This window comes from Paenibacillus rhizophilus (genome assembly GCF_003854965.1).
GTDB classification, from domain to species: Bacteria; Bacillota; Bacilli; order Paenibacillales; family Paenibacillaceae; genus Paenibacillus_AQ; species Paenibacillus_AQ rhizophilus.
Map to the genome: position 1 here is coordinate 71967 of NZ_RQPI01000010.1, position 26499 is coordinate 98465.

The 26499-nt window shown below is 57.0% G+C and carries 21 protein-coding genes; 12 read left to right on the forward strand and 9 right to left on the reverse strand.

Translation table 11 applies throughout. The features are described 5' to 3' along the window. Positions 1–139: 139 nt before the first annotated feature. Positions 140–1567: a VanW family protein gene (locus EH198_RS16760; protein ID WP_124696672.1), complete on the reverse strand. Its 1428-nt coding sequence runs from the start codon at positions 1565–1567 to the stop codon at positions 140–142. Between the two features lie 281 nt (positions 1568–1848). Between EH198_RS16760 and ftsE the strand changes: the two genes are divergently transcribed. The 5 genes from ftsE to EH198_RS16785 all read left to right on the forward strand — a co-directional run bounded on the left by ftsE (position 1849) and on the right by EH198_RS16785 (position 7976). Then, the gene (gene ftsE / locus EH198_RS16765) at positions 1849–2535 is read left to right on the forward strand and encodes a cell division ATP-binding protein FtsE (RefSeq protein ID WP_124696673.1); all 687 of its coding nucleotides are present in this window, start codon (positions 1849–1851) and stop codon (positions 2533–2535) included. Then, positions 2525–3439 (forward strand): permease-like cell division protein FtsX, encoded by a 915-nt coding sequence (ftsX, locus tag EH198_RS16770; protein WP_124696674.1) that lies wholly within the window; start codon positions 2525–2527, stop codon positions 3437–3439. The genes ftsE and ftsX overlap by 11 nt, the downstream gene beginning before the upstream one ends. A 46-nt stretch (positions 3440–3485) precedes the next feature. After that, entirely contained in the window at positions 3486–4802 is a 1317-nt protein-coding gene (locus EH198_RS16775) for a murein hydrolase activator EnvC family protein (RefSeq protein ID WP_124696675.1), read from the forward strand. A 117-nt stretch (positions 4803–4919) separates the two neighbouring features. Then, a complete protein-coding gene (locus EH198_RS16780; protein WP_124696676.1) occupies positions 4920–6383 on the forward strand; it encodes a S41 family peptidase in 1464 nt (487 codons plus the stop codon). 213 nt (positions 6384–6596) lie between these two features. Continuing rightward, positions 6597–7976, forward strand: coding sequence for a PDZ domain-containing protein (locus EH198_RS16785; protein WP_185702936.1), 1380 nt, complete (start codon positions 6597–6599; stop codon positions 7974–7976). Positions 7977–8797: 821 nt separating this feature from the next. Here the strand turns inward: EH198_RS16785 and EH198_RS16795 are convergent. Further along, complete coding sequence (locus EH198_RS16795) at positions 8798–9442, reverse strand: response regulator transcription factor (RefSeq protein WP_124696678.1); 645 nt, start codon at positions 9440–9442, stop codon at positions 8798–8800. 46 nt (positions 9443–9488) lie between these two features. Continuing rightward, a complete protein-coding gene (locus EH198_RS16800; RefSeq protein ID WP_246014376.1) occupies positions 9489–10718 on the reverse strand; it encodes a sensor histidine kinase in 1230 nt (409 codons plus the stop codon). A 235-nt stretch (positions 10719–10953) separates the two neighbouring features. Between EH198_RS16800 and EH198_RS16805 the strand changes: the two genes are divergently transcribed. From EH198_RS16805 to EH198_RS16820, 4 genes are all read left to right on the forward strand, one after another. Beyond that, complete coding sequence (locus tag EH198_RS16805; RefSeq protein WP_124696679.1) at positions 10954–11889, forward strand: ABC transporter ATP-binding protein; 936 nt, start codon at positions 10954–10956, stop codon at positions 11887–11889. Positions 11890–11902: 13 nt separating this feature from the next. Further along, positions 11903–13075 carry an ABC transporter permease gene (locus tag EH198_RS16810; protein WP_124696680.1) on the forward strand — a complete coding sequence of 391 codons (1173 nt, stop codon included), beginning with the start codon at positions 11903–11905 and terminating at the stop codon, positions 13073–13075. Next, a complete protein-coding gene (locus EH198_RS16815) occupies positions 13068–14345 on the forward strand; it encodes an ABC transporter permease (protein ID WP_124696681.1) in 1278 nt (425 codons plus the stop codon). The genes EH198_RS16810 and EH198_RS16815 overlap by 8 nt, the downstream gene beginning before the upstream one ends. A 184-nt stretch (positions 14346–14529) precedes the next feature. Beyond that, the gene (locus EH198_RS16820; protein WP_124696682.1) at positions 14530–15687 is read left to right on the forward strand and encodes a cation:proton antiporter; all 1158 of its coding nucleotides are present in this window, start codon (positions 14530–14532) and stop codon (positions 15685–15687) included. A gap of 70 nt (positions 15688–15757) precedes the next feature. Here EH198_RS16820 and EH198_RS16825 read toward each other — a convergent pair whose 3' ends face one another. After that, positions 15758–16639: a DMT family transporter gene (locus tag EH198_RS16825; RefSeq protein WP_124696683.1), complete on the reverse strand. Its 882-nt coding sequence runs from the start codon at positions 16637–16639 to the stop codon at positions 15758–15760. A gap of 171 nt (positions 16640–16810) precedes the next feature. On the opposite strand from EH198_RS16825, the gene EH198_RS16830 reads away from it, so the two are divergent. Next, positions 16811–17695, forward strand: coding sequence for a LysR family transcriptional regulator (locus tag EH198_RS16830; protein WP_124696684.1), 885 nt, complete (start codon positions 16811–16813; stop codon positions 17693–17695). A gap of 209 nt (positions 17696–17904) precedes the next feature. Further along, on the forward strand, positions 17905–20904 hold the full coding sequence (locus EH198_RS16835; protein WP_124696685.1) for an efflux RND transporter permease subunit: 3000 nt from the start codon (positions 17905–17907) through the stop codon (positions 20902–20904). Between the two features lie 111 nt (positions 20905–21015). Here the strand turns inward: EH198_RS16835 and EH198_RS24920 are convergent, their stop codons facing one another. From EH198_RS24920 to EH198_RS16845, 3 genes are read right to left on the reverse strand one after another with little or no spacing between them, the layout of a single operon-like run. After that, positions 21016–21444, reverse strand: coding sequence for an alpha/beta fold hydrolase (locus EH198_RS24920; RefSeq protein ID WP_221621535.1), 429 nt, complete (start codon positions 21442–21444; stop codon positions 21016–21018). Then, a complete protein-coding gene (locus EH198_RS24925) occupies positions 21393–21809 on the reverse strand; it encodes an alpha/beta fold hydrolase (protein ID WP_221621536.1) in 417 nt (138 codons plus the stop codon). The genes EH198_RS24920 and EH198_RS24925 overlap by 52 nt, the downstream gene beginning before the upstream one ends. Before the next feature lie 41 nt (positions 21810–21850). Then, entirely contained in the window at positions 21851–22336 is a 486-nt protein-coding gene (locus EH198_RS16845) for a DinB family protein (protein ID WP_124696686.1), read from the reverse strand. 234 nt (positions 22337–22570) lie between these two features. Between EH198_RS16845 and EH198_RS16850 the strand changes: the two genes are divergently transcribed. Continuing rightward, the gene (locus tag EH198_RS16850; RefSeq protein WP_124696733.1) at positions 22571–23548 is read left to right on the forward strand and encodes a helix-turn-helix transcriptional regulator; all 978 of its coding nucleotides are present in this window, start codon (positions 22571–22573) and stop codon (positions 23546–23548) included. Between the two features lie 86 nt (positions 23549–23634). Here EH198_RS16850 and gcvPB read toward each other — a convergent pair whose 3' ends face one another. Beyond that, positions 23635–25095, reverse strand: coding sequence for an aminomethyl-transferring glycine dehydrogenase subunit GcvPB (gene gcvPB, locus EH198_RS16855; RefSeq protein ID WP_124696687.1), 1461 nt, complete (start codon positions 25093–25095; stop codon positions 23635–23637). Beyond that, a complete protein-coding gene (gene gcvPA, locus EH198_RS16860; protein ID WP_124696688.1) occupies positions 25092–26444 on the reverse strand; it encodes an aminomethyl-transferring glycine dehydrogenase subunit GcvPA in 1353 nt (450 codons plus the stop codon). The genes gcvPB and gcvPA overlap by 4 nt, the downstream gene beginning before the upstream one ends. Positions 26445–26499 lie beyond the last annotated feature (55 nt).

Below are 26499 nucleotides of genomic sequence, written 5' to 3' on the forward strand. Positions count from 1 at the left end.
AAAAGACATCCTAATCACGGACGACTCCAAAAAGGCCGGAACCGCACTTTGGCGGTTTCGGCCTTTTTGGGTGTGAGGGGGAGGTTCGAAGTGGATAGACGCGGGGCAGTCGACCGATTTCATTAACGGTAAGGCCTCTTCAATTTCCCTTCCGTATTCCGTCCTCCACCAGCGGACGTTCGGAGGGTTCCGGCACGGCCAGCCCGGCTCCGCCCGGACCGACGGCGACAAGAGTGCGCTGCGGCCGATAAATGTCGCGCGACAGCCGTTTCCGGTCAACGGCCTTTCCGTCGACCTTGCGGACGAGATAGGTCTCCACGATATACCCCGCTTTGCCTCTCTGGAGCGTGCGCGAGGCTCCGCGCGGCAGGGAAGCATCGGGAACGGTTCGTCTGCCGGGCGCCAGGATTTCCACGGTTTTCGATTCCACCGTGTACGATACATTTTGCGGGAAGGTGCCGAAGAACTTGACGGTCAACGTACGCCCCTGGACCGCCGACCGAATCAATAAATAGCTGCCGGTGTTATTGCGGAAGCGGAAATTGATCGACCCTTGCGCGAAGGTCGCATCCTGACCCTTGGGCAGGTAGCTTACGGGCAGGGAATGGTTGCGCCGCTCCACGATCTCCAGTCCCGTGCGCAGCGCCGCATTATACAGCGTGCTGGACACTTGGCAGATGCCGCCGCCGACGCCCGGCTGAAGCTTGCCGTTCACGATAACCGGGGCTTCGCGGAAGCCGGTGGTGCTCACCGCTTTTTCGACCGCTTTGCCGTAGTCGAATATTCCGCCCGGGGGAAGGAGCGTGTCATTCACCGCTTTCGCGGCGGATTCCACGTTGTAGCTTCTTCCCGGACCGCTTGCGCCCAGCGAGGTGCTGAATTCGGCTATCTTCCGTGCCACGCCCTGTTCCCGAAGCGAATCGACCGTCACATCGGGCTGCACCGTCTTCAGGGGCAGCTCGATGACGATTCCCTCGCCCCGTGCAGCCTCCGTCCGGTCGAAGCTGACCGGCAGCGCGGCTCTAAGCGAAGCCTCCAGTGCGGACCAGTCCACCCTTTGGGCTGTGCTTCCCGGCGTGTAGACAATCCCGTCGCTTTCCGTGATTCTCCGGGTGGCGTTCACCGGATCGCCGAAGGCGGTGCGTTCCCACTGGGGACTCAAGCTGCGTTTCAATAGAGCGCTGTCCCAATCGGCCTGAAGGCCCCAGGCCTTCTTAAAGCCGCGGCGGGCCTTGACCCGATCCAGCAGGCTTCCGTTCGTCAGCCGGTCCAGGCCGTTTAGAAACAGGTCAGCATTATACGTAATCCCCGCTTCCTTCAGGGTTAGCCGGATATCTGTCCCCCCGCCGGCAGTCAGCGTGACCGGAACCGCATGGAGTGATTGCAGTTTCCGTTCCAGCTCCGCACGCGCCTGCGCCATGTCCATTCCGCCGACATTCCAGCCCGCGAGCGCCGTCCCTTTCGGCACGCTGCGCTGCCCCGCATATAAATACAGCCCTCCATACACTAGCGAAACCGCCAAAATCAGGCCGGTTAACGCAATCAGGGCGCCATGTAATTTTCTCATCGCAAGTCTCCTCTGGTACGATATTTGCGCCGTCAGGCGCCGGTTCTGCCGCGCTCGGTCTCTTTAGAAACACGGTCCGCTATTCCGATATAGTTATAGGGACGCGTGCCCGGGCGTGATATTTTAGATATATGCCGGGTGCCTTCAAAACTTTCGGGTACTCAAGCAGTTACGGATTTGTTACAATAGATACGTTGCGGTAATATTGCAGTTTATGGAAGCTTGCGCGGAGGATTGTCGAAGAGCGCGAGCGGATAATGTCAGAATCGGGAAGTGATAACTTGATAGAAATGCAGGATATTTGGAAGACGTATCCCAACGGCACCCATGCGCTTCAAGGAGTGTCGGTCAAAATCGACCGCAACGAATTCGTATATATCGTCGGTCCGTCCGGCGCGGGAAAATCCACGTTCATGAAATTGATTTATAGAGAAGAAACGCCGACCAAAGGTCAGATTTCCGTAGGCGGTTTTAATATCGGCAAGCTGAAGCCTCGCAAAATTCCTTACGTGCGCCGCAACATCGGCGTGGTATTTCAGGATTTTCGCCTGCTTCCAAAGCTGACGGCTTTTGAGAATGTCGCTTTTGCGATGGAGGTTATCGAGGCGCCGAAAAAGCAAATCAAGAAACGGGTGAACGAGGTGCTAGACCTCGTGGGTCTGCGCTCCAAAGCGAACCGCGAGCCTTCCCAGCTCTCCGGCGGAGAGCAGCAGCGGATTGCCATCGCCCGGGCCATCGTCAACAATCCAGCGGTTATTGTGGCGGACGAGCCTACCGGCAATCTGGACCCGGAAACGTCGTGGGGCATTATGCAGCTGCTAGATGAGATCAATTTTCGCGGCACGACCATTGTCATGGCGACCCATAACCGGGATATCGTGAACAAAATGCGCAAACGCGTTCTGGCCATCGAGCATGGACAGATTGTCAGAGACCAGCTGAGAGGAGAATACGGATATGAGTTTTAAAACCTTCTTGCGGCATGTGCGGGAAGGCTTCAAGAACGTATTCCGCAACGGCTGGATGTCGGTGGCCTCCATCACATCCATTGTCGTCTCATTGCTCGTGTTGGGTGTTTTTATTTTATTGGTACTAAATGTAAATTCGTTGGCAGACAAAGCGGACAGCCAGGTACAGATTACCGTTCATTTGACGCTGGAAACGAAAGAGGCTCTGCGCGATACGATCCAGAACGAAATCGGCAGCATGCCCGAGGTCAGCAAGGTCGAATTCGTCTCCAAGGAGCAGGGGCTCGCTGAGCTGCGCAAGGATTTGGGGCCGGATGCCGACAGTATCCTGGAAGGATTTGACAAGGATAACAATCCGCTGAACGACGCATTCCGGGTGCAAGTGATTCAGCCGACGACCGTACCTTTTGTGGCGAAGAAGATCGAGGCGCTGAACGACACGCATCCAGAGAAGCCGATTTACAAGGTGAAATATGGCCAGGGCGCTATCGAGACGCTGTTTAAGATCACGCGTACGATCCGCAATATCGGCTTTGTTTTTGTCGCAGGGCTCGGTTTGATGTCGATGTTCCTGATTTCCAATACGATTCGGGTGACCATACTGGCCCGCCGCAAGGAGATCGGAATTATGAAGCTGGTGGGGGCGACGAATGCTTTTATCCGATGGCCGTTTTTTGTGGAAGGCGCGCTGATCGGACTGCTCGGCTCGCTGGTTACCGTCGGAGTTTTGTATGCCGGTTATACCGGACTGAATTCGTCTATGCAGGGCGATCCGCTGATGGGGTGGAGACTGTTGCCCTTTAATGATATCTGGATGCAGCTGGGCGGTCTGCTGGTCGGCCTTGGGATACTGATCGGCATATGGGGAAGCACCGTTTCCATCCGCAAGTTTTTGAAAATATAAGAGTTGGTCATCCGAACACTAATAAACAAAGGACGGGGAACGCGAGTTGAAAAAAATAGCCGCCGGATTAGCCGTACTGCTGCTGTCTGCCGTAATGTTCCAGCCCTCTGAAGGATATGCCAAGAAGACAAGCGTCGCCGAAATCGAGAAGCAGCTTAAAGAGCTGCAGCAGGATGTGAAGAACGCCAAGACGCAGCAGGAAAAAGCTTCTGCCCAGGGTCAGCAAGCCCAGCATTATAAGAATAAAACGAACCAGAATCTGCAATACGTGCTCGGCCAGATCGAACTGGTCAAGGGAGAAATGACGCGGATTTCTTCCAGAATCGACAGCACCGAGAAATCGCTGAAGACGACGGCATCCGAGCTGGACGCCGCGCAGGAACGGGTGGATTCACGGCAAAAGCTGATTGAATCCCGCGTTCGTCTCATGTATACGGATGGAGCGGTGTCTTATCTTGACGTGCTGCTCTCTTCCAAGAGCTTCTCGGATTTTCTGGACCGCGCGGATTCTCTTAAGCTGATCGTAGACCAGGATCAGGATCTGCTGGATCAGCATAAGCGGGACGAAGCGATTGTGACCGTCAAGAAGAAGGAGCTGGAAGGCCAGTACGCCCAGGCCAGGCAGCTCTACACCGATCTGGAATCCCAGCGGAGCGTCTTGAAGGAGAAGGAAGCGGAGAAGCAGCAGCTGATCGCCTATTACGACAAGGCTATCGACGACGCCGAGGATATCAGCCAGGAGCAGAATGCCAAGCTGGTACAGCTGGCGAGCCAGCGGGCCGCGCTCGAAGACCAGAAGGACAAGATCAAGGCCGAAGAAGCGGCGAGAAGAGCGGCGGCGGCCAAGGCAGCAGCGGCTAGAAGAGCGGCCGCGGAAGCCGCGAAAAGGGCGGCGGCAGCGGCCGACAGCTCAGACGATTCCGACGTCGATCACGGCGGCGACGACTCGAGCAGCACTTACGCCAGCGGCAGCGGTCCGCTGCTGCTGCCCGTGGGCAGCGCGCGGATTTCTTCGCCCTACGGCTACCGGATTCATCCGGTGACGGGAGAGCGCAAGCTGCATACCGGCGTTGATTTCGCCGTTCCGCAGGGCACCGACATTCATGCGGCCGAAGCGGGCACGGTCATTGTCGCGGAATGGTGGAGCGGCTACGGTTACTGCGTGGTCATCGACCACGGCGGCGGCATGTGGACGCTGTACGGCCATATCCGCGAAGGCGGAATCAAGGTCAGCGTAGGAGACAAGGTGGAGCGTGGACAGACCATTGCGGAATCGGGTGCTACCGGTCGGGTAACCGGACCGCATCTTCACTTCGAGGTTCGGATTGACGGAAAGCCGGTCGAGCCGATGGATTACCTGTAGTTTCACGGAATTATAAATATTATTTGGCATTACGGCATATACTGGAAGTCAGACCGATCCTTATGGACGGACCTCTACAGACCGGCATGATGGACAAGAAGGGACGGTGAAGGCTTCATGATAAAAAAGAGCACCGCGGCTTTTATGGTAATCGCCGCCCTGCTGTGCGGCAGCCTGCTGGCGCTGGCCGTGACAGGCTCGCTCTTTTCCGGACAGGCTGCCGGGGAAAGCTCGGCAACGGCCCTGTCAATCGGCGGGCTAGAGCAGAGCGAGGCGAAGAAGCTTGGAACGACGCTCGGCCTGATCGAGAGCAATTACTACCAGAATGTGGACCGAACCAAGCTGATCGACGGCGCGGTTAACGGAATGATGGAAGCGCTCGGCGATCCTTATTCCAATTATATGGCCAAGGAAACGGCGGAGAAATTTGAGGAGAGCATCGAAGGCTCGTTCACCGGCATCGGAGCCGAGGTGTCTTCGGATAACGGCAAAGTCGTCGTCGTGTCGCCAATTAAAGGCTCGCCGGCGGAGAAGGCCGGAGTTCAAGCGAAGGACATTATCGTCTCCGTGAACGGACAATCGCTGGAGGGGATGGACCTGAACGACGCGGTCGCCAAAATCCGCGGCCCCAAAGGCAGCACAGCGGTTCTCGTCATCCAGCGCAGCGGTTCAGCGAACCCGCTGACCTTCAAGATCATGCGGGACGACGTGAAGCTGGAGACGGTTTACTCCTCCATGGAACAGGGCGGCGTCGGCGTTATCGAGATTACACAGTTCTCGCTGAACACCGCGGACCGCTTCAAGGAAGAACTGGACAAGCTGGAGAAAAAGGGACTGAAAGGCCTTGTCATCGACGTCCGCAACGATCCCGGCGGCGTGCTGCCGGTTGTCATCGATATTGCCGAGCAGTTCGTCCCGAACGGCAAGACGATCGTGCAGGTGGAGAACAAGGAGAAGCAGCGCGAGCTGACGACCTCCAAGGGCAGCGGCAAGGATTATCCGGTTACCCTGCTGATGAACAAAGGCAGCGCCAGCGCTTCGGAAATCCTGGCGGGAGCCCTGCAGCAGTCCGCCGGAGCCAAGCTGATCGGCGAGAACTCCTTCGGCAAGGGCACGGTGCAGACCAGCTTCGACAAGCAGCTGGGCGACGGCAGCCTGCTGAAGATTACGATTGCCAAATGGCTGACACCGAATGGCACCTGGATTCACGGCAAGGGCATCAAGCCGGATATCGCCGTGGCCCAGCCAGATTATTTTGCGGTGTCGCCGATCGACAAAAGCCGGCCGCTGCAGTTTAACACGAACAGTTCGGACGTGAAGAGCGCGCAGACGATGCTTGATGGCCTTGGCTACAAGCCGGGGCGCAAAGACGGTTATTTTGACGCCGGCACGAGGGAAGCGGTGCGGAAATTCCAGAGCGCGGCTAAGCTGAAGGTTACCGGCATTATTGACGCCAAGACGGCGGAAGCGCTGGAACTCGCCTTGATCAAGGCGATCCAGAATCCGGCTAACGACAATCAGCGCAACCGGGGAATTGAAGAGATCCGAAAGGAAATCGGCGCGAAGGCGTCGAAATCATAAAGAAGGCTGACTGCAGCCTTCTTTTTCTCATTTATAAGCTTTTGAAGCGAGATCCCCGTTTGGAGGGGGTTATTTCTTGCCGGCAGACAGCCGGAACCCATATTTTTCTGTCCGCTAGGCCTGTCTTTGACCCCTCGATTCCATTAGAATAGAGAAAGAGCCGCACTTAAAGGTGCCGAAGCCCAAAGGAGCGTGACGATCCGTTTGAATGACATGCTGGAACTGCTGGCAAGCTTGGGGAATGCCGCGCTGCATATGCTGACGCAGCCCTTTTATTATATCGCTTTGCTGTTCATCACCCTTTATTACCGCAGGCAGACGCTGCTGGAGCGGAAGCTTATCCATGTAAAAATGCACAGCTGGGGCCGGGAAGTATGGCGCGTCATTTGGAGCGGACTGGCCGCGGGTCTTCTTGTCTCGCTGGCAGCCGTGCTGCTGGGCGTCTCGGTAACGGGCGCCGCTGTCGTCTGCATCTGGGCGGTCAGCGCCGTTCTGCTCGTTTTCCGGGTACGGTATTTCTGCTTCGCTTATTCCATCGGCCTGCTCGGCGTCGTACAGTTCATCCTTTCCTTCTTTTCGGATTTCCGGCCGGGAGGCTTGGGAGGAGAGGCGGCGGCAGCGGTAAGAGGAATGGATATTCCGGCGCTGCTGGCTTTGGCCGCCATCCTGCATCTTGCTGAGGCATTGCTGGCCCGCTGGCAGGGCCCGGCTCTTGCGACGCCGCTCTTTCTGGAAGGCAAGCGCGGCCGGGTCGTGGGCGGCTACCGGATGGAGGCGTTCTGGCCGCTGCCGCTCTTCCTGCTCGTTCCCGCAGGAGCGGGAGCAGGCGACCTGCCGTGGCAGACGCTGCTCGGCGGCGGCTTCGGCCTCGTCTCGCTGCCGGTCGTCATCGGCTTCAGCCAGCTGACGACCGGCATGCTGCCGCAGCGTAAAAGCGCCCGCGCTTCGGGCTGGCTGCTGCTGTACGGCGCCGCCCTGCTGGGCCTCGCCCTGCTGGCGGCCTGGTACAGCCCGCTGACGCTGCCCGCGGCGCTCGCGGCACTGCTGCTGCACGAAGGGCTGGTGTGGTACGGCGCTCTGGAGGAGCGCCGCAGCAGCCCCTTCTTCGTGCATCCGCCGCACGGCCTGAAGGTACTGGCCGTGCTCCCCGGCAGCCCCGCGCAGGAGCTGGGCATCCTGCCGGGCGAGATCCTGCTGAAGGTCAACGGCGAAGCGTTGACCGGCAAGGCGCAGCAGCTGCACGAGGCGCTGCGGCGGAGTCCGGCGTTCTGCAAGCTGGAGGTGCAGAACGCCGCGGGCGAGAGCAAGTACCTGCAGCGCGCCATATACGACGGCGACCATCATCTGCTGGGCGTCATTCTGGCGCCCCAGCCGGATGAAGATACGACGGCGCCGGAGAAGCCGGCCGGAATCTTCGGCATCGCCCTCATGAAGACGGGCGCCCGCCGCAGGCAGGACAACGGCTCGGCACTGCCGACCGGGCGGGAGACGGCCGCAGCGCAAGAAACGGCCGCACCACTCTCTCCTGCAGCCGCGCCTGGACCTTCCGGGGCGCTGCCCGGTTCCAGCGGAGCGGAGTCGGCGAAGGGATAAGCATGGAAGAAAAACGGCGACAGCCCTTTTTGCGCTATAAGAACGGACAAGCCCGGAATTCCGATGATCGGTCGGAATTCCGGGCTTTTGTTACCTCGCTTCTCTGCTGCACTATCAAGTCGATCGCCGCAGCGGGGCAGCAGTGACTACCAAGCTCGGCCTCACCCCGCATGCGTGCCGCGTGCCGCATAGCCCGGTCTCGCCCGGCATGCGTGCTGCATAACGCGGTATCGCCCGGCATACGTACCGCATCACGCAGCCTCTCCCGGCGTGTATTGAGCACTGCTAAAACACCCGCCGAGCGGGCTATCATACCCTCCGTCGCTGCGCAGAGGCGGATGAAGGTTCAATAGAGCCGTTGTGTTCAGCCGGAATATGCGGCGCTTTACTGCAAACCTGCAGGTTTTCATGGTCAATTTTACCCGGGAAGAAGAAATAGCTGCAAGGGCGCAGGTATTTTGATGCTTGCACGCCGAAACGGGGAGAAGGGGGCGAAATGCCTGCGCATTTGCAGGAAATGGGTTGGGGAGAGATTTTTGACGGGGGATAGATGTACAATTGCAGGAATTCTCAGCAACCTCTGCCTATGCAGGAATTCTCAGCAACCTCTACCGCAGCCGTCCACTTAGCCTTTAGAGGGGATGTTTCGCTCGTTGCCCACTGCAAGCGGCAGCCCCGAATTTATCCACCAGGCAAACTCAGATCATTGTAAAGTATGCCTTATAACTCCATTCAAGCCGCCCTCTCTTGCTAATCACATGGCAGTACTGATTTGGAGATGAACCTGTTTTTTAAGCATCCTCTATGAATACCGCTACGACTCACCGCTGATTCTTCAAATAAAAAATAGCGATCTGTGTCCGGTCCCGCAGTCCCAGCTTGCTTAGAATTTCGGTTATGTAGTTTTTGACCGTGCCCTCGCTTAAGAAGAGTTCGGCGGCAATTTCCTTGTTCGAAAATCCCTCGGCGATCGCCGAGACAATCGACAGCTCCGTTTTGGTCAGCCCATATGATTCAAGCGGACGAGGGGCCGTTTCTGCGGCTGCGGGCTGAAGAAAGCTCGCCAGCTTGCGGGCAATGTCGGGATGAATGAGCATGTTGCCCTCATGGACCGTTTTGATGCCCTGGATAATGCGGTCGGGGGGGATGTTTTTTAGCAGATAGCCGCTGGCTCCCCCTTTGAGCGCCTCGATAATATATTCGTCATCATCGAAGGTGGTCAGCATCAGCACGGCAACCTTCGGGTAATCCCGCTTGATCAGCCGCGTTCCCTCCACGCCGTCAATACCGGGCATGCGGATATCCATCAGCACGACGTCGGCTTCCGCCCCGTTTTCCAGCAGCTTTAGCGCCTCGCCACCGTCTCCCGCGGCCCCCGATACCTGAATTTCCGGGTCCATGCCGACGAGCACCTTCAGACTTTCCCGTATAAAGGAATCGTCGTCCACGATTACTACGTTAATCACGATTGCTGTTCCCCTCCTCAAAAGAAACCTGATCTTCCCTGCCGCTCTATATAATTTCGCTCTGCTTGTAGACCGGCAGCGTCGTAATCACAGTAAAGGGATAAGCGGTCCGAATCCGGAGCGTTCCGCCGACCAGCCGGGTCCGCTCCTCCATTCCTCTCAGTCCCATGCCGCCGGCAAGAGGCAACTCTTCGTTCATACCGGTCAACCGTCCCGAGCGGGTTCCATCGTCCCGGTTATCGCCATCACTCACCGCTATCTCGCTTCCATCCTCTTCCATTGCCGTCTTTCCGTTATTGCTGATTTCCATCGTGACTTCGGACGGGCTGTAGCGGAGCTTGATGCCGACCGATGTCGCATGTCCGTGCCGGAGTCCGTTGGTGATCGCCTCGCGGGCATTTTTGTACAGCACAACCTGAAGGCTCGGATAGAGCGGATAAGGCGCGCCTTCCACCGTATAGGAGGTCTCGATGCCAGTATCCCGGCCCGTCTCTTCCAGCAGCCGGTCCAGGGCATAGGCGCCTTCAAGCTGCGGCCCCCGGCCGATGCGTCTTACAGCGAAGCGCAGGTCGTCCATGCACTCGGCAAGCTGGTCGCGCACCTGCCCCATCATGGTCATGCCCGCTTCGGGAGCGGAGGGAAGCGTGTGAAGCGCGGCCTCCATCATCATTTTGACGCGGATCAGCCGGTGGCCGATATCGTCGTGCAGCTGGCGGGAAATCCGCACCCGTTCCTCGGCTTGGGCTGCATTTTCCACCTGAGAGGCGAACTGCAGTATCCGGCTGCGCGCTTCATCCAGCTCGAAATGCTTCTTGCGCAGCTCGTCGTACAGATGAAGCGTCTCTTCCTTGCCGCGTCCCGCCGAATGCAGCTGGGCGCACAGCACGGCAGCCAGCAGAAAAGTCAGGTTAACCCAGGCGGAGATCAGCGGAGAGGCTTCCATGACGGCGGCGTTTAGGGCGGCGAGATGAATCCCCGCAAAAAGATAAGGCAGCGGCCGGGGGCGAAGACGGGAATAGACGAGCAGCGCAGACAGGGAAGGAAGTGCCATGAGGCTTCCGTACCTGAAGCACAGCCAGGAAGAGTACAGCATTTCAGCCGCGGCAATCGCTGCCGTAAAGCGCGCGGGAAGACGTGCTCCAAGCGTCGCCAGCAGCAGAAGGATCAGCAGATGCAGGGTGAACCGGCCATTGTTGGCATATTCCTGGACGTACATCGAGAGAAAAGCGGGTACGGCAATCAGTCCGTACCTCAGCAGCTTCAGCTCCTTGTTCACACGTCGTCATCCTTTTCAATAGTAATAGAAGGTCGCCCTTCCATCTTAGCATATCCCATGCGCTTCGGTACGGGGCCCCAATCATAAAAAGTGCATACCCGCCGTGCTTATCGGCCGCCTTTTCCTGAAGAGATGACTAAAGTCACCTTCACTTCATGACCTTCCGTACCTTCGGCCGCTGCGGGGTTGCGCTACAATGAAGCCATGAAGAATACGAGGGCAGGAGAGATGAACAATGGCGCTTGCACAGCTAACCGATGTGGTGAAAAGATATGACAGCAAATTGACGGTGGATCATGTGAATCTGAGCATTCGGGAGGGTGAAATTTTCGGCCTGCTCGGCCCGAACGGCGCGGGCAAGAGCACGACGATCAGCATGCTCTGCGGTCTACTGAAGATGGACGGGGGAAGCATCGTCATCGATAGCATCTCCGTAGCGAAGCAGCCGCTTGAGGCCAAAAAAAGAATTGGACTCGTCCCTCAGGACTTGGCGCTGTACGAAGATCTGACTGCCTGGGAAAATGCATCCTTTTTCGGGAAGCTGTACGGCCTGCGCGGCGGGCTGCTGAAGGAGCGGGTGCAGGAGGCGCTGGAATTCACCGGGCTCGCCGACCGGGCGAAGGATAAGCCGTCCACTTTTTCCGGAGGGATGAAACGGCGGCTCAACATCGCCTGCGCTATTATGCACCGGCCCAAGCTGATTATTATGGATGAGCCGACGGTGGGAATCGACCCGCAATCCCGAAATCATATCCTTGAATCGGTAAAAGCGCTCAATAAGCTGGGTTCCACCGTCATCTATACGAGTCACTACATGGAAGAGGTCGAAGCCATATGCGACAGGGTGGCCATTATGGATAAGGGGCATATCATTGCCTGCGGGACGGAAAAAGAGCTGCGGGAACGGGTCGCCCATGAAGAGAAGATCGTCATCAAAGCTGGCAGTATCACTCCTGAACTGATTACGGAACTGAAGCGGCATCCCCGGGTCACCCGGGTCGAAGCGGAAGGCGAGACGGTGGAGCTGTACCTGCCGTCCTCCCAAAGCGAGCTGCAGGATATCCTGTTTATTTTCGCCAAGCATGGGGGCGTGATTCAGACTTTGCAAATCGAGGAGCCGGATCTGGAGACGTTATTCCTAAGCCTGACCGGACGCACCTTAAGGGATTAGGAGGGAGAGAACCATGACTAATATTTGGACGATTGCAGCTTATGAGCTGCGGCGGCTCTTCCGCTCCCGCACGATGCTGATCAACTTGTTCCTGCTGCCGATTCTGCTGATTTTCCTGCTCGGCTCGGCGCTTTCCGGCGTTATTGGCGAAGGCAAGGACCGGACGATCCATCCCTTCCGGGTTGGCATTGTCGATGCGGCAGCGAATCCTTCTGAACGCTCGCAGATGATCGGGAGCTTCCTGAAGTCGCCGGGGGTCGCGGAGATCATTACACCGGAAATCGCAGACAGCCGGGAAGCGGCGGTAAGCGGAGTGCGTTCGGGAGAATACGGCTATGCCGTCATCGTTCCGGCGGGATTCGACCAGGACGTTCAGAGCGGACAGCAAGCGAAGCTTGAATATATTCTCGGCAAGGACCGGAGTGACAATATGGTTGCAGCGACCGTGTTCGATAATTTCCTGAGCAAAATCAATTACACGCAGGCTGCCGCCTTGACGCTTGGACCCCAGGCGATTAGCGCTATGTTGGAGCCGGGGCAAGCCAGTCCGTCCGTCGTGCTCGGCAAGTTGAATGAAGGGGGACAATCGTATACCGCTTCCCAGTTTTACGCCGCCTCAATGCTTATGATGTTCCTGCTCCTGTGCGGACAGATGGTGATCACCAGCTTGTACAGCGAAAAGGATAACCATACGCTGTTTCGGATCGGCTCCATGCCAGTGAAAGGCTCGGAACTTTTTAGGGGGAAAATGCTCGGCATCGGCATAGTGTCTGTCCTGCAGTGCGCCGCCATTATTTTTGCCACACATTTTCTGTTCGGCGTGTATTGGGGCAACCGCCCGGGGATTCTGGCGCTGTTGTGTCTGCTGATGATTCTTGCTTCGCTCACGTTGTCGGTCACTATAGCCATGTTTGCCCAGACGGCAGCGTCGGCGCGGTCCATTTCAAGCGGGCTTACGGTGGTGATGACGTTTATCAGCGGAGGAATGGCCCCTCTGCCTGATTCCTGGGTGAACACGGGAGGCGCCTTTTCAATCAATCATTGGGGATTGCGGGGTGTTCTGCGGATGATGCTGGAGTCCCCGCTATCGCAGATTTCCGGCAGTCTCGCAATGCTGTCGCTGATCTGTCTCGTTCTTCTGGGTTTGGCATTCTTCTCATACCGAAAGGTGGGTTACCATGCATAATATTATGACGATAGCCTGGAATCTGGTAAAGCGGATGATCGGCAGCCGGAGAGGATTGATCGCCTATATTATCATGCCGGGCGTCATTGTTTCCATTATTATCTGGATGACCGGGGGTGCGGGGAATGATAAGGCGACCGTGCTGTACAGCAATCTCGATAAAGGTTCCGTAGGAGCGCATGTCATAGCCGAACTGAAGAAGACAGGAGATTATGCCCTGGTTGAAAAAAAGAGCGAGGGCGAGCTGCGCGCCGGAGTCCTTAACGAGGAGGGGCGTGCGGGACTGGATATTCCGGCAGGCTATACGTCTTCGCTGCTCGCCGGCCAGGCGCCGCAAATCCATATCTATGAGCTAAAGACGTCCGAAGCGTCGATTACGCTCAAAATGAAAGCCGGGGAAATCGGCGACCGGCTGCGCGAGCTGGCCTCGGCGGTAGGCTCGGCGGGAACCATTGCAGCCGCCGGGACGGCTGAAGGCACGACCGGTGCCAGGGCGGTCAGCTCGGCTTCCGGAACGGCCTCCGCCATGAGCGGCACGAGCGGCACGGTTGGTGGGCCGGACGCCAATTCGGCCGCTGCGCCCGACGCGCAATTGACCGCCATTCTGCAGCAGGCCGAGCAGCACCGCGTGGGAAGTCTGAAGACCGATTATAACCTGTATCCCCGTCAAGGTCTGGATACTGTTACCGGATTTATGCTGATGTTTCTGATGGCCATGGTTACAAGCTCCGTCTCGGTCATTATGGATGACCGCAGACAGCGGACGATGATGCGGATATTCAGCGCGCCGGTCCGTTCCTATGAAATCGCAGTCGGCAACTTTCTGGGCAGCTTTACAGTTGGAATCATCCAGGTTGCCGTCGTGCTTCTGGTGGGCCGTTATGTGCTGAACTATAATTATGAGCTGCCGATGTATATTTATTTCCTGGTGCTTGCCGCGTTCATGCTCGTATCGATGGGGCTGGCCAGCACGGTTGCCGGACTCATCCGCAACCCGAACAACGCAGGCATGCTGAACGCGCTCATCCTCACCCCGACCTGCATGCTGGGCGGCTGCTTTTGGCCGATCTCGATCATGCCGGATTACATGCAGAAGGCCGCGAATTTCGTCCCGCAAAAATGGGCAATTCAGGCCGCAGACCTCGCCGCGACCGGCAGCGGCTGGAGCGAACTATGGCTGCCCTTTGCGGTTCTAGGCTTAATGGCGGCCATCCTGCTGGCGATCGGTTCCGCTATTCTGCGGCCAACCGAGGCGGGAATATCGGCGTAACCTGTACAACCCATTTAAATTCGGGTAAACTATTAGAGAATGAAGGAATTGCAGCGGCAATTGAATAATGAGCAATTAATTGGAGGAGCCTGTCACCAAGGGCTCCTTTTTGCCGTTTTCAGGGTGTTTTACTGAAGTGTGCTATGGCTTTTCCCATCTTATAGAGAAATGGAGAGGGATATCGATGGAATTTATTTTGACTTTGCTGCTGATTCTGCTATCCACCAAGCTGGCCGGGGATTTGGCCGTGCGCCTGGGCCAGCCTGCCGTTCTCGGCAAGCTGATTGTGGGAATCGTGCTCGGCCCGGCGGTGCTGGGCTGGATTCAGGAGGGAGAATTCATTCACTTTATGTCCGAAATCGGCGTACTTCTGCTGATGTTCATCGCAGGACTCGAAACGGATCTGGACCAGCTCCGGCGGAGCTGGAAGTCGTCCATTGCCGTAGCGGTGGGCGGAATCATCCTTCCGCTCTTTGGAGGCATGGGCATTGCGGAGCTGTTCGGCTTTTCTTATTCGCATTCGCTGTTTCTTGGCGCGATCTTAAGCGCGACCTCCGTCAGCATTTCCGCCCAGGTGCTCAAGGATATGAACAAGCTGAATTCCCGGGAGGGCTCGACGATTCTGGGAGCAGCGGTCGTTGACGATATTCTGGTCGTGATTATGCTTGCGGTGCTCATGAGCCTGTTCGGCGAGGGAGAATCGGTCTCCCTGGGACTTCTCATCGGTAAGAAGCTGCTCTTCTTTGCGGTTGCCCTCATTGCCGGCTGGCTGATCGTTCCCCGGGTGCTCAAATGGCTGGCGCCGCTCAAAGTAACGGAAGCGACCGTCAGCATCGCGCTTGTGATCTGCTTTGCTTTTTCCTGGTTCGCCGAATGGACCGGAATGGCCGGCATTATCGGCGCGTTCGCTGCCGGGATCGCGGTCTCACAGACTGCCTATAAGCACAACGTTCAGGAAAAGCTGGAGCCTATCGCTTACGCCATGTTCGTTCCGGTGTTCTTTGTCAGCATCGGGCTGAACGTTTCTCTTAAAGGCGCGGGAAGCCAGATCGGCTTTGTCATTGTCCTGTCGATTGCGGCGGTGCTGAGCAAGATGATCGGCGGCGGCCTCGGCGCGCGTCTGACCGGATTCAACAATCACTCCTCCATAGCCATCGGCGCCGGGATGGTCTCCCGAGGGGAAGTAGCCTTGATTATCGCCGCGATGGGACTTGGGAGCGGACTGCTGCCTCAGGCCTATTTTACCTCTGTTATTATTGTCGTGATCATAACGACGCTCGTAACGCCGCCCATGCTAAAAGCCCTATTCCGCGAGAAGGTGAAGACGGGGCAGGATGGATAACATTCAACGTTCATTCGGGAAGCCGGTCCATTTCTTTGCCGGTTTGAGCGTCATGCCCCGCGGCTTTGCTTTAATTAGCGCATTCAATCCTTTTTGAACTTGTGCGCTTGAACTTCATCTCTGCAATGAATACCCCTGATAAAATCAGTGCCGCTCCAACATAACCTCGTACGGAGAGGTGCTCGTTGGCAAATACGTAGGCGAAAGCGGCGGCAAAAACGGGTTCCAAAGCAAAAATAAGTCCCGTATGGGTCGGTGTCGTATACTTTTGCGCGATCGATTGAATGATGTAGCCTGCCGCGCTGCACACAACGCTGAGCATCAGGACGGAGATCCAGCCTCCCATGGATGCAGGGACCCGGGGGGATTCGAACAAGAGGGAGAACAACAAGCCCAGGCCACCGGCGAATCCCAATTGCAGGATACCGAGATTCAGCGTATCGGCAACCTTGGCCGCCGCTCCCGTCACCAGAATATGGACGGCGTACAGCAGCGCGGCAAGGATGCATAATAGATCCCCCGGCTTCACGGTCATCGGACCGCTGAGTGTCAGCAGCCCGATGCCGATCATTGTCACGCAGGCGCCGGCTATTAGCTTCGCCGCAGGCTTTTGCTTTAGCACAATCACCGACAAGGCAGGAACGAAAATGACCGTTAGACTGGCTAGAAAACCGGCATGGGACGTTGAAGTGCTTCTGAGGCCGAAAATTACGGATGCGGAGACGGCGAACAAAAGAAATCCGAGTACGAAGGAATAGATCAGCGTCTTCTTATCCGTCGAACGCAATCGTTTAAACCATACAGCCCCGCATAGAATGAACGCCAAGGCGAACCGAAGGGCGACCAGATTAAACGGGGAGACCGAATTCAATCCATCCTTCATAAAAAGATAGGAGGAGCCCCAACTTAAGGTGACAAGCATCATCAGTAAATCGGCGTTTCTTTGTTTCATCATAACCGGCTCCTTTTGGTTCAGCTGATTTTGCCAAGGAAATCCGGCCTTCAGAAATCTGCGCTGGACGCATCCTTGTTTTAAAGCTAGTATAAAACTGAATTTAGATTAAATAAAATGAATGTTTGTGAAGGTATTCTTGAAAAATATTCATCTATCGGAGGTGCGAAGGTGAGCCTGATCAAATACGAAGTCTTTCAAACCATTGTTGAACTGGGGAGCCTTGCCCGGGCCGCCGAAACTCTTGGGCTTACCCAGTCTGCGGTCAGCCATGCTCTCAGCAGCCTTGAAGACGAGCTCGGCTGTGTCCTGATGATTCGGAACCGGACGGGGGTGCGTTTGACGGCGAATGGCGAGCGCGTGTTGAAGCATGTGCGGAATATGCTGGGTTGTCACGAACAGCTTAAGCAGGAGGTTGCGGCCATTAATGGAATTGAAGCCGGGATTGTCCGAATCGGCACCTTTTCCAGCATCTCCATCAATTGGCTGCCGGGCATCATGCGCCGCTTTCGGGAGGAGCATCTCCGGATCGAGATAAAGCTGGTTAACGGTGATTTTGACGAGATCGAAGACGGGTTGAAGAACGGCACGATCGATTTCGGCTTCATGTCCTTGCCCGCTTTGGGGAATTTCGAGACTATCCCGCTTAGAGAGGACCGGATGGTCTGTATCGTGCCGAAGGAGCATCCTTTGAGCGGGATGGAGCGGATAACGTTTGCCCAGATGGAGCAGGAATCTTTTATCATGCCGACCCCCGGCTGCGATCAGGACGTCAGGCGCGTGCTTCAGAAGCTTCCTTACCAGCCCCGCGTCCAATTCCTCGCCGGCGACGATTACGCCATCATCGCCATGGTAGAGAACGGGCTTGGAATCAGTATTATCTCCGAGATGATCCTGAAGAGCCGCAATCATCGTGTCTCGATGCTGGAATTGGAAATTCCCTGCTCAAGGTCGCTGGGAATCGTTGTTCCTTCCAGGAAGCAGGCGTCACCGGCGGCCAATCGATTCATCGAGGCGGCGCGGCTTTGGGTTGAGGATTGGAGACTGCCATCATGAAGAGCGGTTAGCCGCGCTTATTTGGGTAATATGTCCCCATCCTTTGGTAGGGGACGGTCTCAGACCAGAGGCTGAGAATCAAACCCGCCGTCCGACTGTTTTAAGCCCGCTTGAAAAAAACTAAACTGAATCAAGAGAAAACCAATTCTACATAAAAAATAAGCAACAAGAGCATTAACAATACTGGGGAGTGGAAGGAGAAATTAATAATGACATGGTTGACAAAATGGGCGTTCAGCAATAAGGCGGCCGCGGGGCTGCTGATTGCGATGGCGCTCGTTGTGGGAGTGATGAGCTATAGCTCACTGCCGATGGAGTTCATGCCGGAGGCGGATAATCCGCAGGTGACGATAACGGCGCTCGGCCCTGGACAGGACGCGCATTCGATGGAGGAGAAGGTAACCAAGCCGATCGAAGCCGCCGTTTCCACGGTCAAAGGAAAGACGAGCATGACGTCCACTTCGGGAGACAGCTTCACTAAAGTGGACATTGGTTTCGACTCCAAGACGAATATGAAGGATGCCGCGCAGGAGGTGCAGAAGGCGGTCGACGCGCTGCAATTCCCGCAAGGGGTGATGAAGCCGTTCGTGTTGCAGCTGAATACCTCGATGATTCCGGTTTCCGAGGCTACTCTCGCGTTCGACACAGGAATAACCGAAGAGAACCTGAAGATAGCGGAGACGGTGATTATTCCCGAGCTTCAAAAGATTGATGGCGTTGCGAACGTTGCGCTGTACGGCAAAACCGCGCCGCAGGTGACGATTAAGCTGGATCCGCGTCTTATGGCGGAGAAGAAAGTATCCGTCGCACAAATTACCGGCCTGCTTCAGGGCCGTAACGTATCGGCTTCCATCGGGGAGCAGACGATTGGCGGGCAGACAGGCAGCGTGAGCGTCGTATCCTCTATCGATAGTATCGATACTTTGAAGAAGCTGCCGGTCTCGGCTGGGGTAACGCTTCAGGATATTGCGTCTGTTCAGGAGAAGAGCGATCAGGAAAGCGTCAGCCGCTCGAACGGCAAGGATGTGCTGTTCGCGGTGGTAACGAAAGAACCCAATGCCAACGCGGTTGATGTCGGCAATAAAGTCAAGGATGCCGTAGAGAACATTAATTCGACCGTAAAAGGCGCGGAAGCCGCCGTCGTATTCAGCACCTCGGATATGGTCGTCGATTCCGTGAACAGCATGATGCGTGAAGTGCTGCTCGGCGCATTGTTTGCAACGATCGTCATTTTGATATTCCTGCGCAACCTGCGGGCGACGCTCGTGACGGCCGTTTCCATTCCGCTGTCGCTGGCCGTTACTTTATACCTGCTCGATATCTCTGGCATTACCCTGAACATTATTACGCTCGGCGGGGTAGCGGTTGCAGTTGGCCGTCTGGTCGACGACAGTATCGTGGTTATCGAGAACATTTACCGCAGATTGCAGAAAGAGTCCTTTTCCATTGACATGATGATCAGTGCGACTAAAGAGGTTGCCCGGGCGATTACGTCCTCGACCGTTGCGACCGTCGCCGTCTTCCTGCCGATGGGTCTGCTGCGGGGCAGCCTGCAGGCGTTCCTGCTGCCCTTTGCCTTGACCGTAACGTACTCGCTGCTGACATCGCTGGTGGTCGCATTGACTGTCGTTCCATTGCTAAGCTCCGTGATGCTGCGGAAGACATCGATGAAGGAGCATGAGCCGTCCAAGGGATTCCTGCGGTTCCTTAAGTGGAACCTGAACCATAAGTGGGTGTCGCTGTCGCTGGGGCTGATTATTCTGGTATCTTCAATTGCAGCGTACATGAACATGCCTAAGGGCGCGCTTGACGCTTCCGATGCTAGCATGGTCTCGGTAGAGCTGAAATACCCGAATGATACACCGGTCGCGGAGGTTCTTGAACAGGGGAAACGGCTGGAACAGGAATTGATTAAACAACCTCAGGCAGAGACGGTAATCATGCAATCCGGGAACAGCGCCGATTCCGCTAAATGGGGCAATGTATCCTCAGCTACCGTGGTCAACTTTACCGCGACTATAAAGAAAGATGCCGACGCCCAGGCGTTCATTGATACCATCCGCGGCCTGCAAAATACCTTTGCCGGCGCTACCCTGACGGCGAATGAAGCCAGCATCATGCCTTCGGCTTCGACAAGCGAATTCATAGATATCGCCGGCGAAGATCTGTCCAAGGTTACTGCGGCGGCGGGTCAGGTTGTGGATAAGGTCAAGACAATTGACGGCATCCAAAAAATCTCCAGCAATATGGAGGATACGAAGCCGGTCTTTGCCTTCAACGTGAATCCGGCGCAGGCCAACGCGCAGGAAGTAACGATGCAGCTGGCCGCTATGCTGAATCCGATCCCGCTCGGCGAGATGGAACTGAATGGCTCTCCGGCGTCGGTTATTTTGTCTCCTTTAGCCGAGCCGAAATCTCAGGCGGACTTGAAGGGCATTACGCTGATGACTTCAACCGGTCCTAAGCCGCTGTCGCAGCTTGCCAGCCTGGAGGTTCGTGAAGAACCGGCCATGCTGTACCGTAAAGAAGGCAAGCCTTATGTACGCATCACGGCAGAAGTCGATCCGAAGAAGGTTTCCGAAATCGGGGCCTCCATTAAAAAAGAAACCGACAGCATCAAGCTGCCGGAAGGCGTAACCATCATCTCGGGCGGCGCCTCCGCCGACCAGGCGGGCGATTTCAAGGACCTGGGCATGACGGCGCTCATTTCAATCGGCCTCGTCTACCTGATCATGGTCATCACCTTCAAGACGCTTCGCGCTCCGCTTGCCATTATGTTCTCGCTGCCGCTGGCGGCCATCGGCGCCGTCGTCGGTCTGCTGGTATCGGGAGTGACCCCCGATTTCACCGCCGTATTCGGGGCGCTGATGCTGATCGGCATTGTAGTCACGAACGCTATTGTGCTGATTGACCGTGTCAAGCATAACGAGGAGCATATGAGTATTCGCGAAGCGCTCCTCGAAGCGGCCGGAACGCGGATGCGGCCGATTCTGATGACGGCCATCGCCACCATCTGCGCGATGCTGCCGCTGCTGTTCGGCCATTCCGAGCAGGGCAGTATCGTCTCGCAAAGTCTGGCCATCGTGGTCGTCGGCGGTTTGACCGCAGCCACGGTGTTGACGCTGATTGTGGTGCCGGCCATTTACGAGCTGTTCTACTTCCGCAAGTCGGCTAAGCAGCGCAGAAAAGCGCTGAAACAAGCGGCGTAGTCCACAATCCGCTGGAACAAACGATTATAAATGTTAAATGGAGCGATGACGTTCCGGACTTGATCCGGGGCGAATCGCTCCATTTGTTTTCTCGGAATTGGGGGGCTTCATTCAGAGCGATTTAAGAAAACGCTGAATCTCCTCAAGGTAACGATTCGGCGCGTCAAAATGGATGGCATGGCCAGCGTCCAGATGTACGAGCTTCGTATTCTGCCTTCTGCGCGCCATTTCTTCCGCCTGCCCGTAAGATAGGCAAGTGCTTCGCATACCGTGAAGCAGCAGGGCAGGACAAACGGTCGAGAGCCAGTCGTTCCAATGGTCCCCGTTCAGCTGTCCCTGGGATTGAATCATATCTTCAGGAACAAAGGGCAGTCCCCAACCGTCCTCATACTGCCGCATCGAGTAGGCGAAGGCCGGACCCAGGCGTCCAAGAGCGGTAATCAGCGCCTCCTTGGTCGGCATGCGGCGCGGCCATTCGGCCGCAAAGCTCAGATCGTCGTCCACGACCGCGCCGATATCCTCGATAACCAGCGCACGCACCCGTTCCGGCCGGCCGCGAGCCGGTAAGCGACGACGCCGCCGAGAGAGTGTCCAAGCAGGGCGGCATGATCGATGCCGAGATGATCAAGCAGCGCCAGAACATCGTCGACGTAGCGGTCGTTATCGTAACTTAAAGGGCGGCCTGACTCTCCGTGCCCCCGCTGGTCCAGCGTGATAACACGGTATTCACCGGCCAGCGCCCCGGCCAGACCCTGTGCTAACAAGCCTTCGTTCATATGGCCGTGCAGGGCAAGCATCGGAAAGCCCTTGCCCCCAAAGTCGATGTATGACAAGGTCGTATCCGGACCTTCAAAGAACTTCCGGGTATAGCTCACTGAAGCGTAGTTTGATTTATAATCAAACATCCTGTTTTCCTCCTTCCCGGGGAATCTTCCCTCATCCGGGTTCAGTACAGATCGAACATGTTCACTTCATAGCCCAGTTCCTTCATGTAATTAAAGAGCTGCGCCCGGTGGTGCTGGGCATGGGTGACAATTTCAATCAGCCATTTCGCCTGCACCGAGCCTTGCTCCAAATAAAAGGGCTTAGTGGCTTTGTGAAGAAAGTCCTCTTCGCTTAAGTTCTCCATGTACGCTTTCAGATCCTGAAAGCCTTTGTCCATCCACGCCGACAAATTCTCCGAAGTCCCGGCTTCGTTAATCTCTTCTTCCGTCCGGCGGATGTCCGGCTGCCCTTTTTCCTGCAGGATCAGCAGATCGACCGAGGGAACGGAGACGAGATGCTGCGCCAGCTCCAGCAGGGAGCGCATATTGTCCCTTGGAAGGTAGCCCCAGTGCTCGGGAGAGATTTTGGCAATCAGCTTGGAAGAGGTTCGGACGATATGTTCCAGTTCATGCAGGAGAAGACCTTTCATTTCACTTACGGCTTGCATAAGCTCACACCCTTCGAATTCATTGATTTGGGCCGACAGCGCCCCGCATTCGCATCGTTCTGCATTCGGATCGTTCAACGAGGAAGCGCAATTTGAGGCTGCGGCGCTCTGGGATTCGGTTCCTATTGTAGCTTATAATAGTGACAAGTATTGTCATAAAATAGTTGGAAGATTCCGTCCCACAGGCAGAAAGGAGGCTTAGCGCCCATGTCCAAACACGAAAGCCGGGACACCATGTCCAAATCAAAACGGCTGCTGGAGCTGATGCTGACCGTTAACCGGAAGCGAAAATTTACCGTCAAGGAGCTTGCGCTGGAGTTTGGTGTGTCATCGAGGACCATATTAAGGGATTTGCAGGAGCTTGGCGAACTGGGTGTCCCCTTGTATTCGGAGGTGGGGCCGCACGGCGGCTATCAGGTGCTGAACGAACGAATTCTGCCGCCCATCGCTTTCACCGAGGAGGAAGCGGTTGCCCTTTTTTTCGCATGCCATGCTCTTCGTCATTATTCCTACATCCCCTTTGAGACGGAAGCTTCTTCGGCGCTGGGCAAATTTTATCATTACATGTCCGGGGACGTGCGTGACCGGATTGACCAGATGAAGAACCGGGTGGATTTCGTCGTTCCGGCGAGGCAGGCGGAATCTCCCTATCTGTCGGTGCTGCTTGAGGCAGCTGTGATGCAACAGACCGTTCGGATCGGATATAAGTCGCAGGACACGCTATCGGAACGGAACATTCAGCCGATCGGGATTTATGCCAGCAGCGGGCTGTGGTACTGTCCGGCGTACTGCTTTTTGCGCGGCGGCGTCCGCCTGTTCCGCTGCGACCGGATCGAAAGCGTGAAAGAGGGAGACCCCGTGACGAAGCCGCTGGATTTGCGCAGCATTCATCTGGACAACTGGGAGGATTCTTTTTCGGACAAAAGCCCGAATACCCGCTGCCGCGTTCAATTGAGCGAGGAGGGGGTAAGGGTGTGCGAAGCGGAGCTGGGACGGCGGGGGCTGCTGCGGGTTCGGGAAGACGGCACCGGTTGGATTGACGGGGATATTCCGAACAGCGAAATACCTTATTTCGCCAGACTGTTCATCGGCCTTGGCAGCGACGCCGAGGTGACGGAACCGCCGGAGCTGATCGAGTGCATGAGATCGAAGCTGAAGGAGCTGCTGGCCAAGTATGACGGTCAGGACCAACCATCCTCTCCGCGAACATAGAAAATCCCCCTTGACGCATCCGGCGAAAAAAATGGGCCGGATGTTCAAGAGGGACTGTATCGTGTTAATGCCGTGTTGCCGCAGGCTTATCCGCAGGAGCAGTTCAGCACGGGCTTCCGCGCCGCCTGCGTCTCGTCAAGCCGGCTGATTTCCGTTGTATGCGGCGCGTTCAGGACGACTTCCGGCGTCTCCTTCGCCTCCTGCACAATCCGGATCATCGTGTCGATGAACCCGTCGAGCGTTTCTTTGCTTTCCGTCTCGGTCGGCTCAATCATAATGCACTCCTCCACGTTGAGCGGGAAGTAGACGGTCGGCGGATGGTAGCCGAAGTCGAGCAGGCGTTTGGCGACATCGAGTGTTCGGACGCCGTAGGCTTTCAGATTTTTGCCGGACAGAACGAACTCATGCTTGCAGATGCCGGGGTAAGGCACCTCAAAATACGGCGCCAGCCGTTGCAGCATATAGTTGGCGTTCAGCACGGCATTCTCCGACACCTCGCGCAGTCCGTCCGGACCGTAGGTGCGGATGTACGCGTAAGCGCGGACGAGAATGCCAAAGTTGCCGTAGTAAGCCTTCACCCGGCCGATCGACTGCGGGCCGCCTTCTTTAAGCGTGAAGCCCCCGTCTTCCGTCTTGGCCACGGTCGGGCCGGGCAGGAACGGAGTCAGCTTTGCCTTGACGCCGACCGGGCCAGCGCCCGGACCGCCGCCGCCGTGCGGCGTGCTCATCGTCTTGTGCAGGTTGAGATGCACAACGTCGAAGCCCATGTCGCCGGGGCGGGTGATGCCCATGATCGCGTTCGAATTCGCGCCGTCATAGTAGAGCAAGCCGCCCGCTTCGTGCACGATCCGGGCGATCTCGACAATCTGCGTCTCGAACAGGCCGAGCGTGCTCGGGTTGGTCAGCATGAGCGCAGCGGTGTCGCTGCCGACTGCGTTTTTCAGCGCCTCCAGATCGACCATTCCGTGTTCATTGGAAGGAATGGTCACTGTCGTCAGGCCCGCAGCCGAGGCGCTGGCCGGATTCGTGCCGTGCGAGGAGTCCGGAACGATGACCTTGGTCCGGACTTCGCCGCGGGCTTCATGATAGGCGCGGATCATCATCAGTCCGGTCCATTCGCCGTGCGCGCCGGCGGCGGGCTGGAGCGATACGGCGTCCATGCCGGTCAGCGCGGCTAGGTCGCTCTGCAGCGTGTGCATCAGCTCCAGCGCGCCCTGGATGCTCTCTTCCGGCTGGTACGGATGAATCTTCGCAAATCCAGGGAAGCGGGCGACATCCTCGTTGATCTTCGGATTATATTTCATCGTGCAGGAGCCGAGCGGATAGAAGCCGTTGTCGACGCCGAAGTTGCGGCGGGACAGGGAAGTGTAGTGGCGGATGACATCCACCTCGGACACTTCCGGAAGCGCAGCCGGTTCGCTCCGCAACAGCTCGGCGGGAATCAGCGTCTCCAGGCTTTCCTCGGCGGGCACATCGCATTCCGGCAGGGAGTAGGCCGCCCTTCCGGGACGACTCAGTTCAAAAATAAGGCTTTGTTCCGGTTTCATAAGCAGCCCTCCAGTACGCTTGCAAATTCGTCGATTTCGCTCTTGCTCCGCTTCTCCGTTACGGCAATCAGCATGTGGCCGGCAAGCTCGGGATAGTCCTTGCCGAGATCGTAGCCGCCAAGGAAGCCCTCCCTTAGAAGTTTGGCGTTAACTGCGCCCGGATCGCTGCCCTCCGGCAGCTTCAGGACGAATTCGTTGAAGAACGGGGAGTCGAAAGCGATCTTAACGCCTTGGACGGCCCCGAGGCGGGCAGCGGCGTAATGGCTCTTGCGGATATTCAGTCCGCCGACCTCGCGCATGCCTTCCTTGCCCATGACGGACAGGTAGACCGAAGCGCAGAGCGCCAGCAGCGCCTGGTTGGAGCAGATGTTCGACGTCGCTTTCTCGCGGCGGATATGCTGCTCCCGGGCCTGAAGCGTCAGCACGAAGCCGCGTTTGCCGCTGCGGTCGACCGTCTGGCCGACGATGCGGCCGGGGATGCGCCGCATGAGATGCTCGGCGACCGCGAAGTAGCCGCAGGTCGGCCCGCCTAGCGAGGCGTTGATGCCGAGCGGCTGAGCGTCGCCGACGACAATGTCGGCGCCCAGCTTGCCCGGCGTCTCGAGTGCGCCGAGGGCAAGGGGGTTGGCGCTGACCACGAGCAGCGCTTTGGCGTCATGCGTGAGCTGCTCGATGGCGGCCAGGTTCTCGATGCACCCGAAGAAGTTCGGGTACTGCACGAGCACCGCTGCCGTCTCGCCGTCGACCGCCTGCGCCAGCAGCGCAAGATCGGTGACGCCGTCCGTGCAGCCAACCTCGGCGATTTCAAGGCCGAGTCCGGCGGCGGACGTCTTCAGCACCTGCCGCGCTTCGGGGTGGACGGCGGTGCTTACAATGATCTTCTTGCGCTTCGCAGCGCCTGAAGCCAGAACCGCCGCTTCGGATAAAGCCGTCGCGCCGTCGTACATGCTGGCGTTGGCGACCTTCATGCCGGTCAGCTCGCAGATGTACGACTGGAATTCGAAGATCGCTTGCAGTTCCCCCTGGCTGATCTCCGGCTGGTAAGGCGTGTAAGCCGTATAAAATTCCGAACGGGAAATAACATGGTTAATGACGACGGGAACATGGTGATCGTAAAGGCCCGCGCCCAGGAAGCTGATGTGGCTGTCGAAATCGGCGTTCTTGTCCGCCAGACGCTTCATATGCCGCAGCAGGGCGTATTCGTCCAGCGCTTCCGACATGGGCAGCCGGCCCTTGTAGCGCACGGCCTCGGGAATATCGGCGAACAGTTCCTCCACGGACTGAATTCCGATCTCCGCCAGCATTTCGCTGCGGTCCTGCTCGGTCATTGGCAGATAACGATGCTTCATTTTCGGATTCACTCCTTGGCTGATTAATTATGAAGCTGATTAATTATAAAGCTGA

Excerpts from the sequence above, each read along its gene's own strand:
- EH198_RS16835 (WP_124696685.1), top strand. The coding sequence starts at position 17,905 with ATGACATGGTTGACAAAATGGGCGTTCAGCAATAAGGCGGCCGCGGGG.
- gcvPA (WP_124696688.1), bottom strand. The coding sequence starts at position 26,444 with ATGAAGCATCGTTATCTGCCAATGACCGAGCAGGACCGCAGCGAAATG.
- EH198_RS16805 (WP_124696679.1), top strand. The coding sequence starts at position 10,954 with ATGGCGCTTGCACAGCTAACCGATGTGGTGAAAAGATATGACAGCAAA.
- EH198_RS16850 (WP_124696733.1), top strand. The coding sequence starts at position 22,571 with ATGTCCAAATCAAAACGGCTGCTGGAGCTGATGCTGACCGTTAACCGG.
- EH198_RS16810 (WP_124696680.1), top strand. The coding sequence starts at position 11,903 with ATGACTAATATTTGGACGATTGCAGCTTATGAGCTGCGGCGGCTCTTC.
- EH198_RS24925 (WP_221621536.1), bottom strand. The coding sequence starts at position 21,809 with ATGTTTGATTATAAATCAAACTACGCTTCAGTGAGCTATACCCGGAAG.
- gcvPB (WP_124696687.1), bottom strand. The coding sequence starts at position 25,095 with ATGAAACCGGAACAAAGCCTTATTTTTGAACTGAGTCGTCCCGGAAGG.
- EH198_RS16785 (WP_185702936.1), top strand. The coding sequence starts at position 6,597 with ATGCTGGAACTGCTGGCAAGCTTGGGGAATGCCGCGCTGCATATGCTG.
- EH198_RS16825 (WP_124696683.1), bottom strand. The coding sequence starts at position 16,639 with ATGAAACAAAGAAACGCCGATTTACTGATGATGCTTGTCACCTTAAGT.
- EH198_RS16820 (WP_124696682.1), top strand. The coding sequence starts at position 14,530 with ATGGAATTTATTTTGACTTTGCTGCTGATTCTGCTATCCACCAAGCTG.
- EH198_RS16760 (WP_124696672.1), bottom strand. The coding sequence starts at position 1,567 with ATGAGAAAATTACATGGCGCCCTGATTGCGTTAACCGGCCTGATTTTG.
- ftsX (WP_124696674.1), top strand. The coding sequence starts at position 2,525 with ATGAGTTTTAAAACCTTCTTGCGGCATGTGCGGGAAGGCTTCAAGAAC.
- EH198_RS16845 (WP_124696686.1), bottom strand. The coding sequence starts at position 22,336 with ATGCAAGCCGTAAGTGAAATGAAAGGTCTTCTCCTGCATGAACTGGAA.
- EH198_RS16815 (WP_124696681.1), top strand. The coding sequence starts at position 13,068 with ATGCATAATATTATGACGATAGCCTGGAATCTGGTAAAGCGGATGATC.
- EH198_RS16780 (WP_124696676.1), top strand. The coding sequence starts at position 4,920 with ATGATAAAAAAGAGCACCGCGGCTTTTATGGTAATCGCCGCCCTGCTG.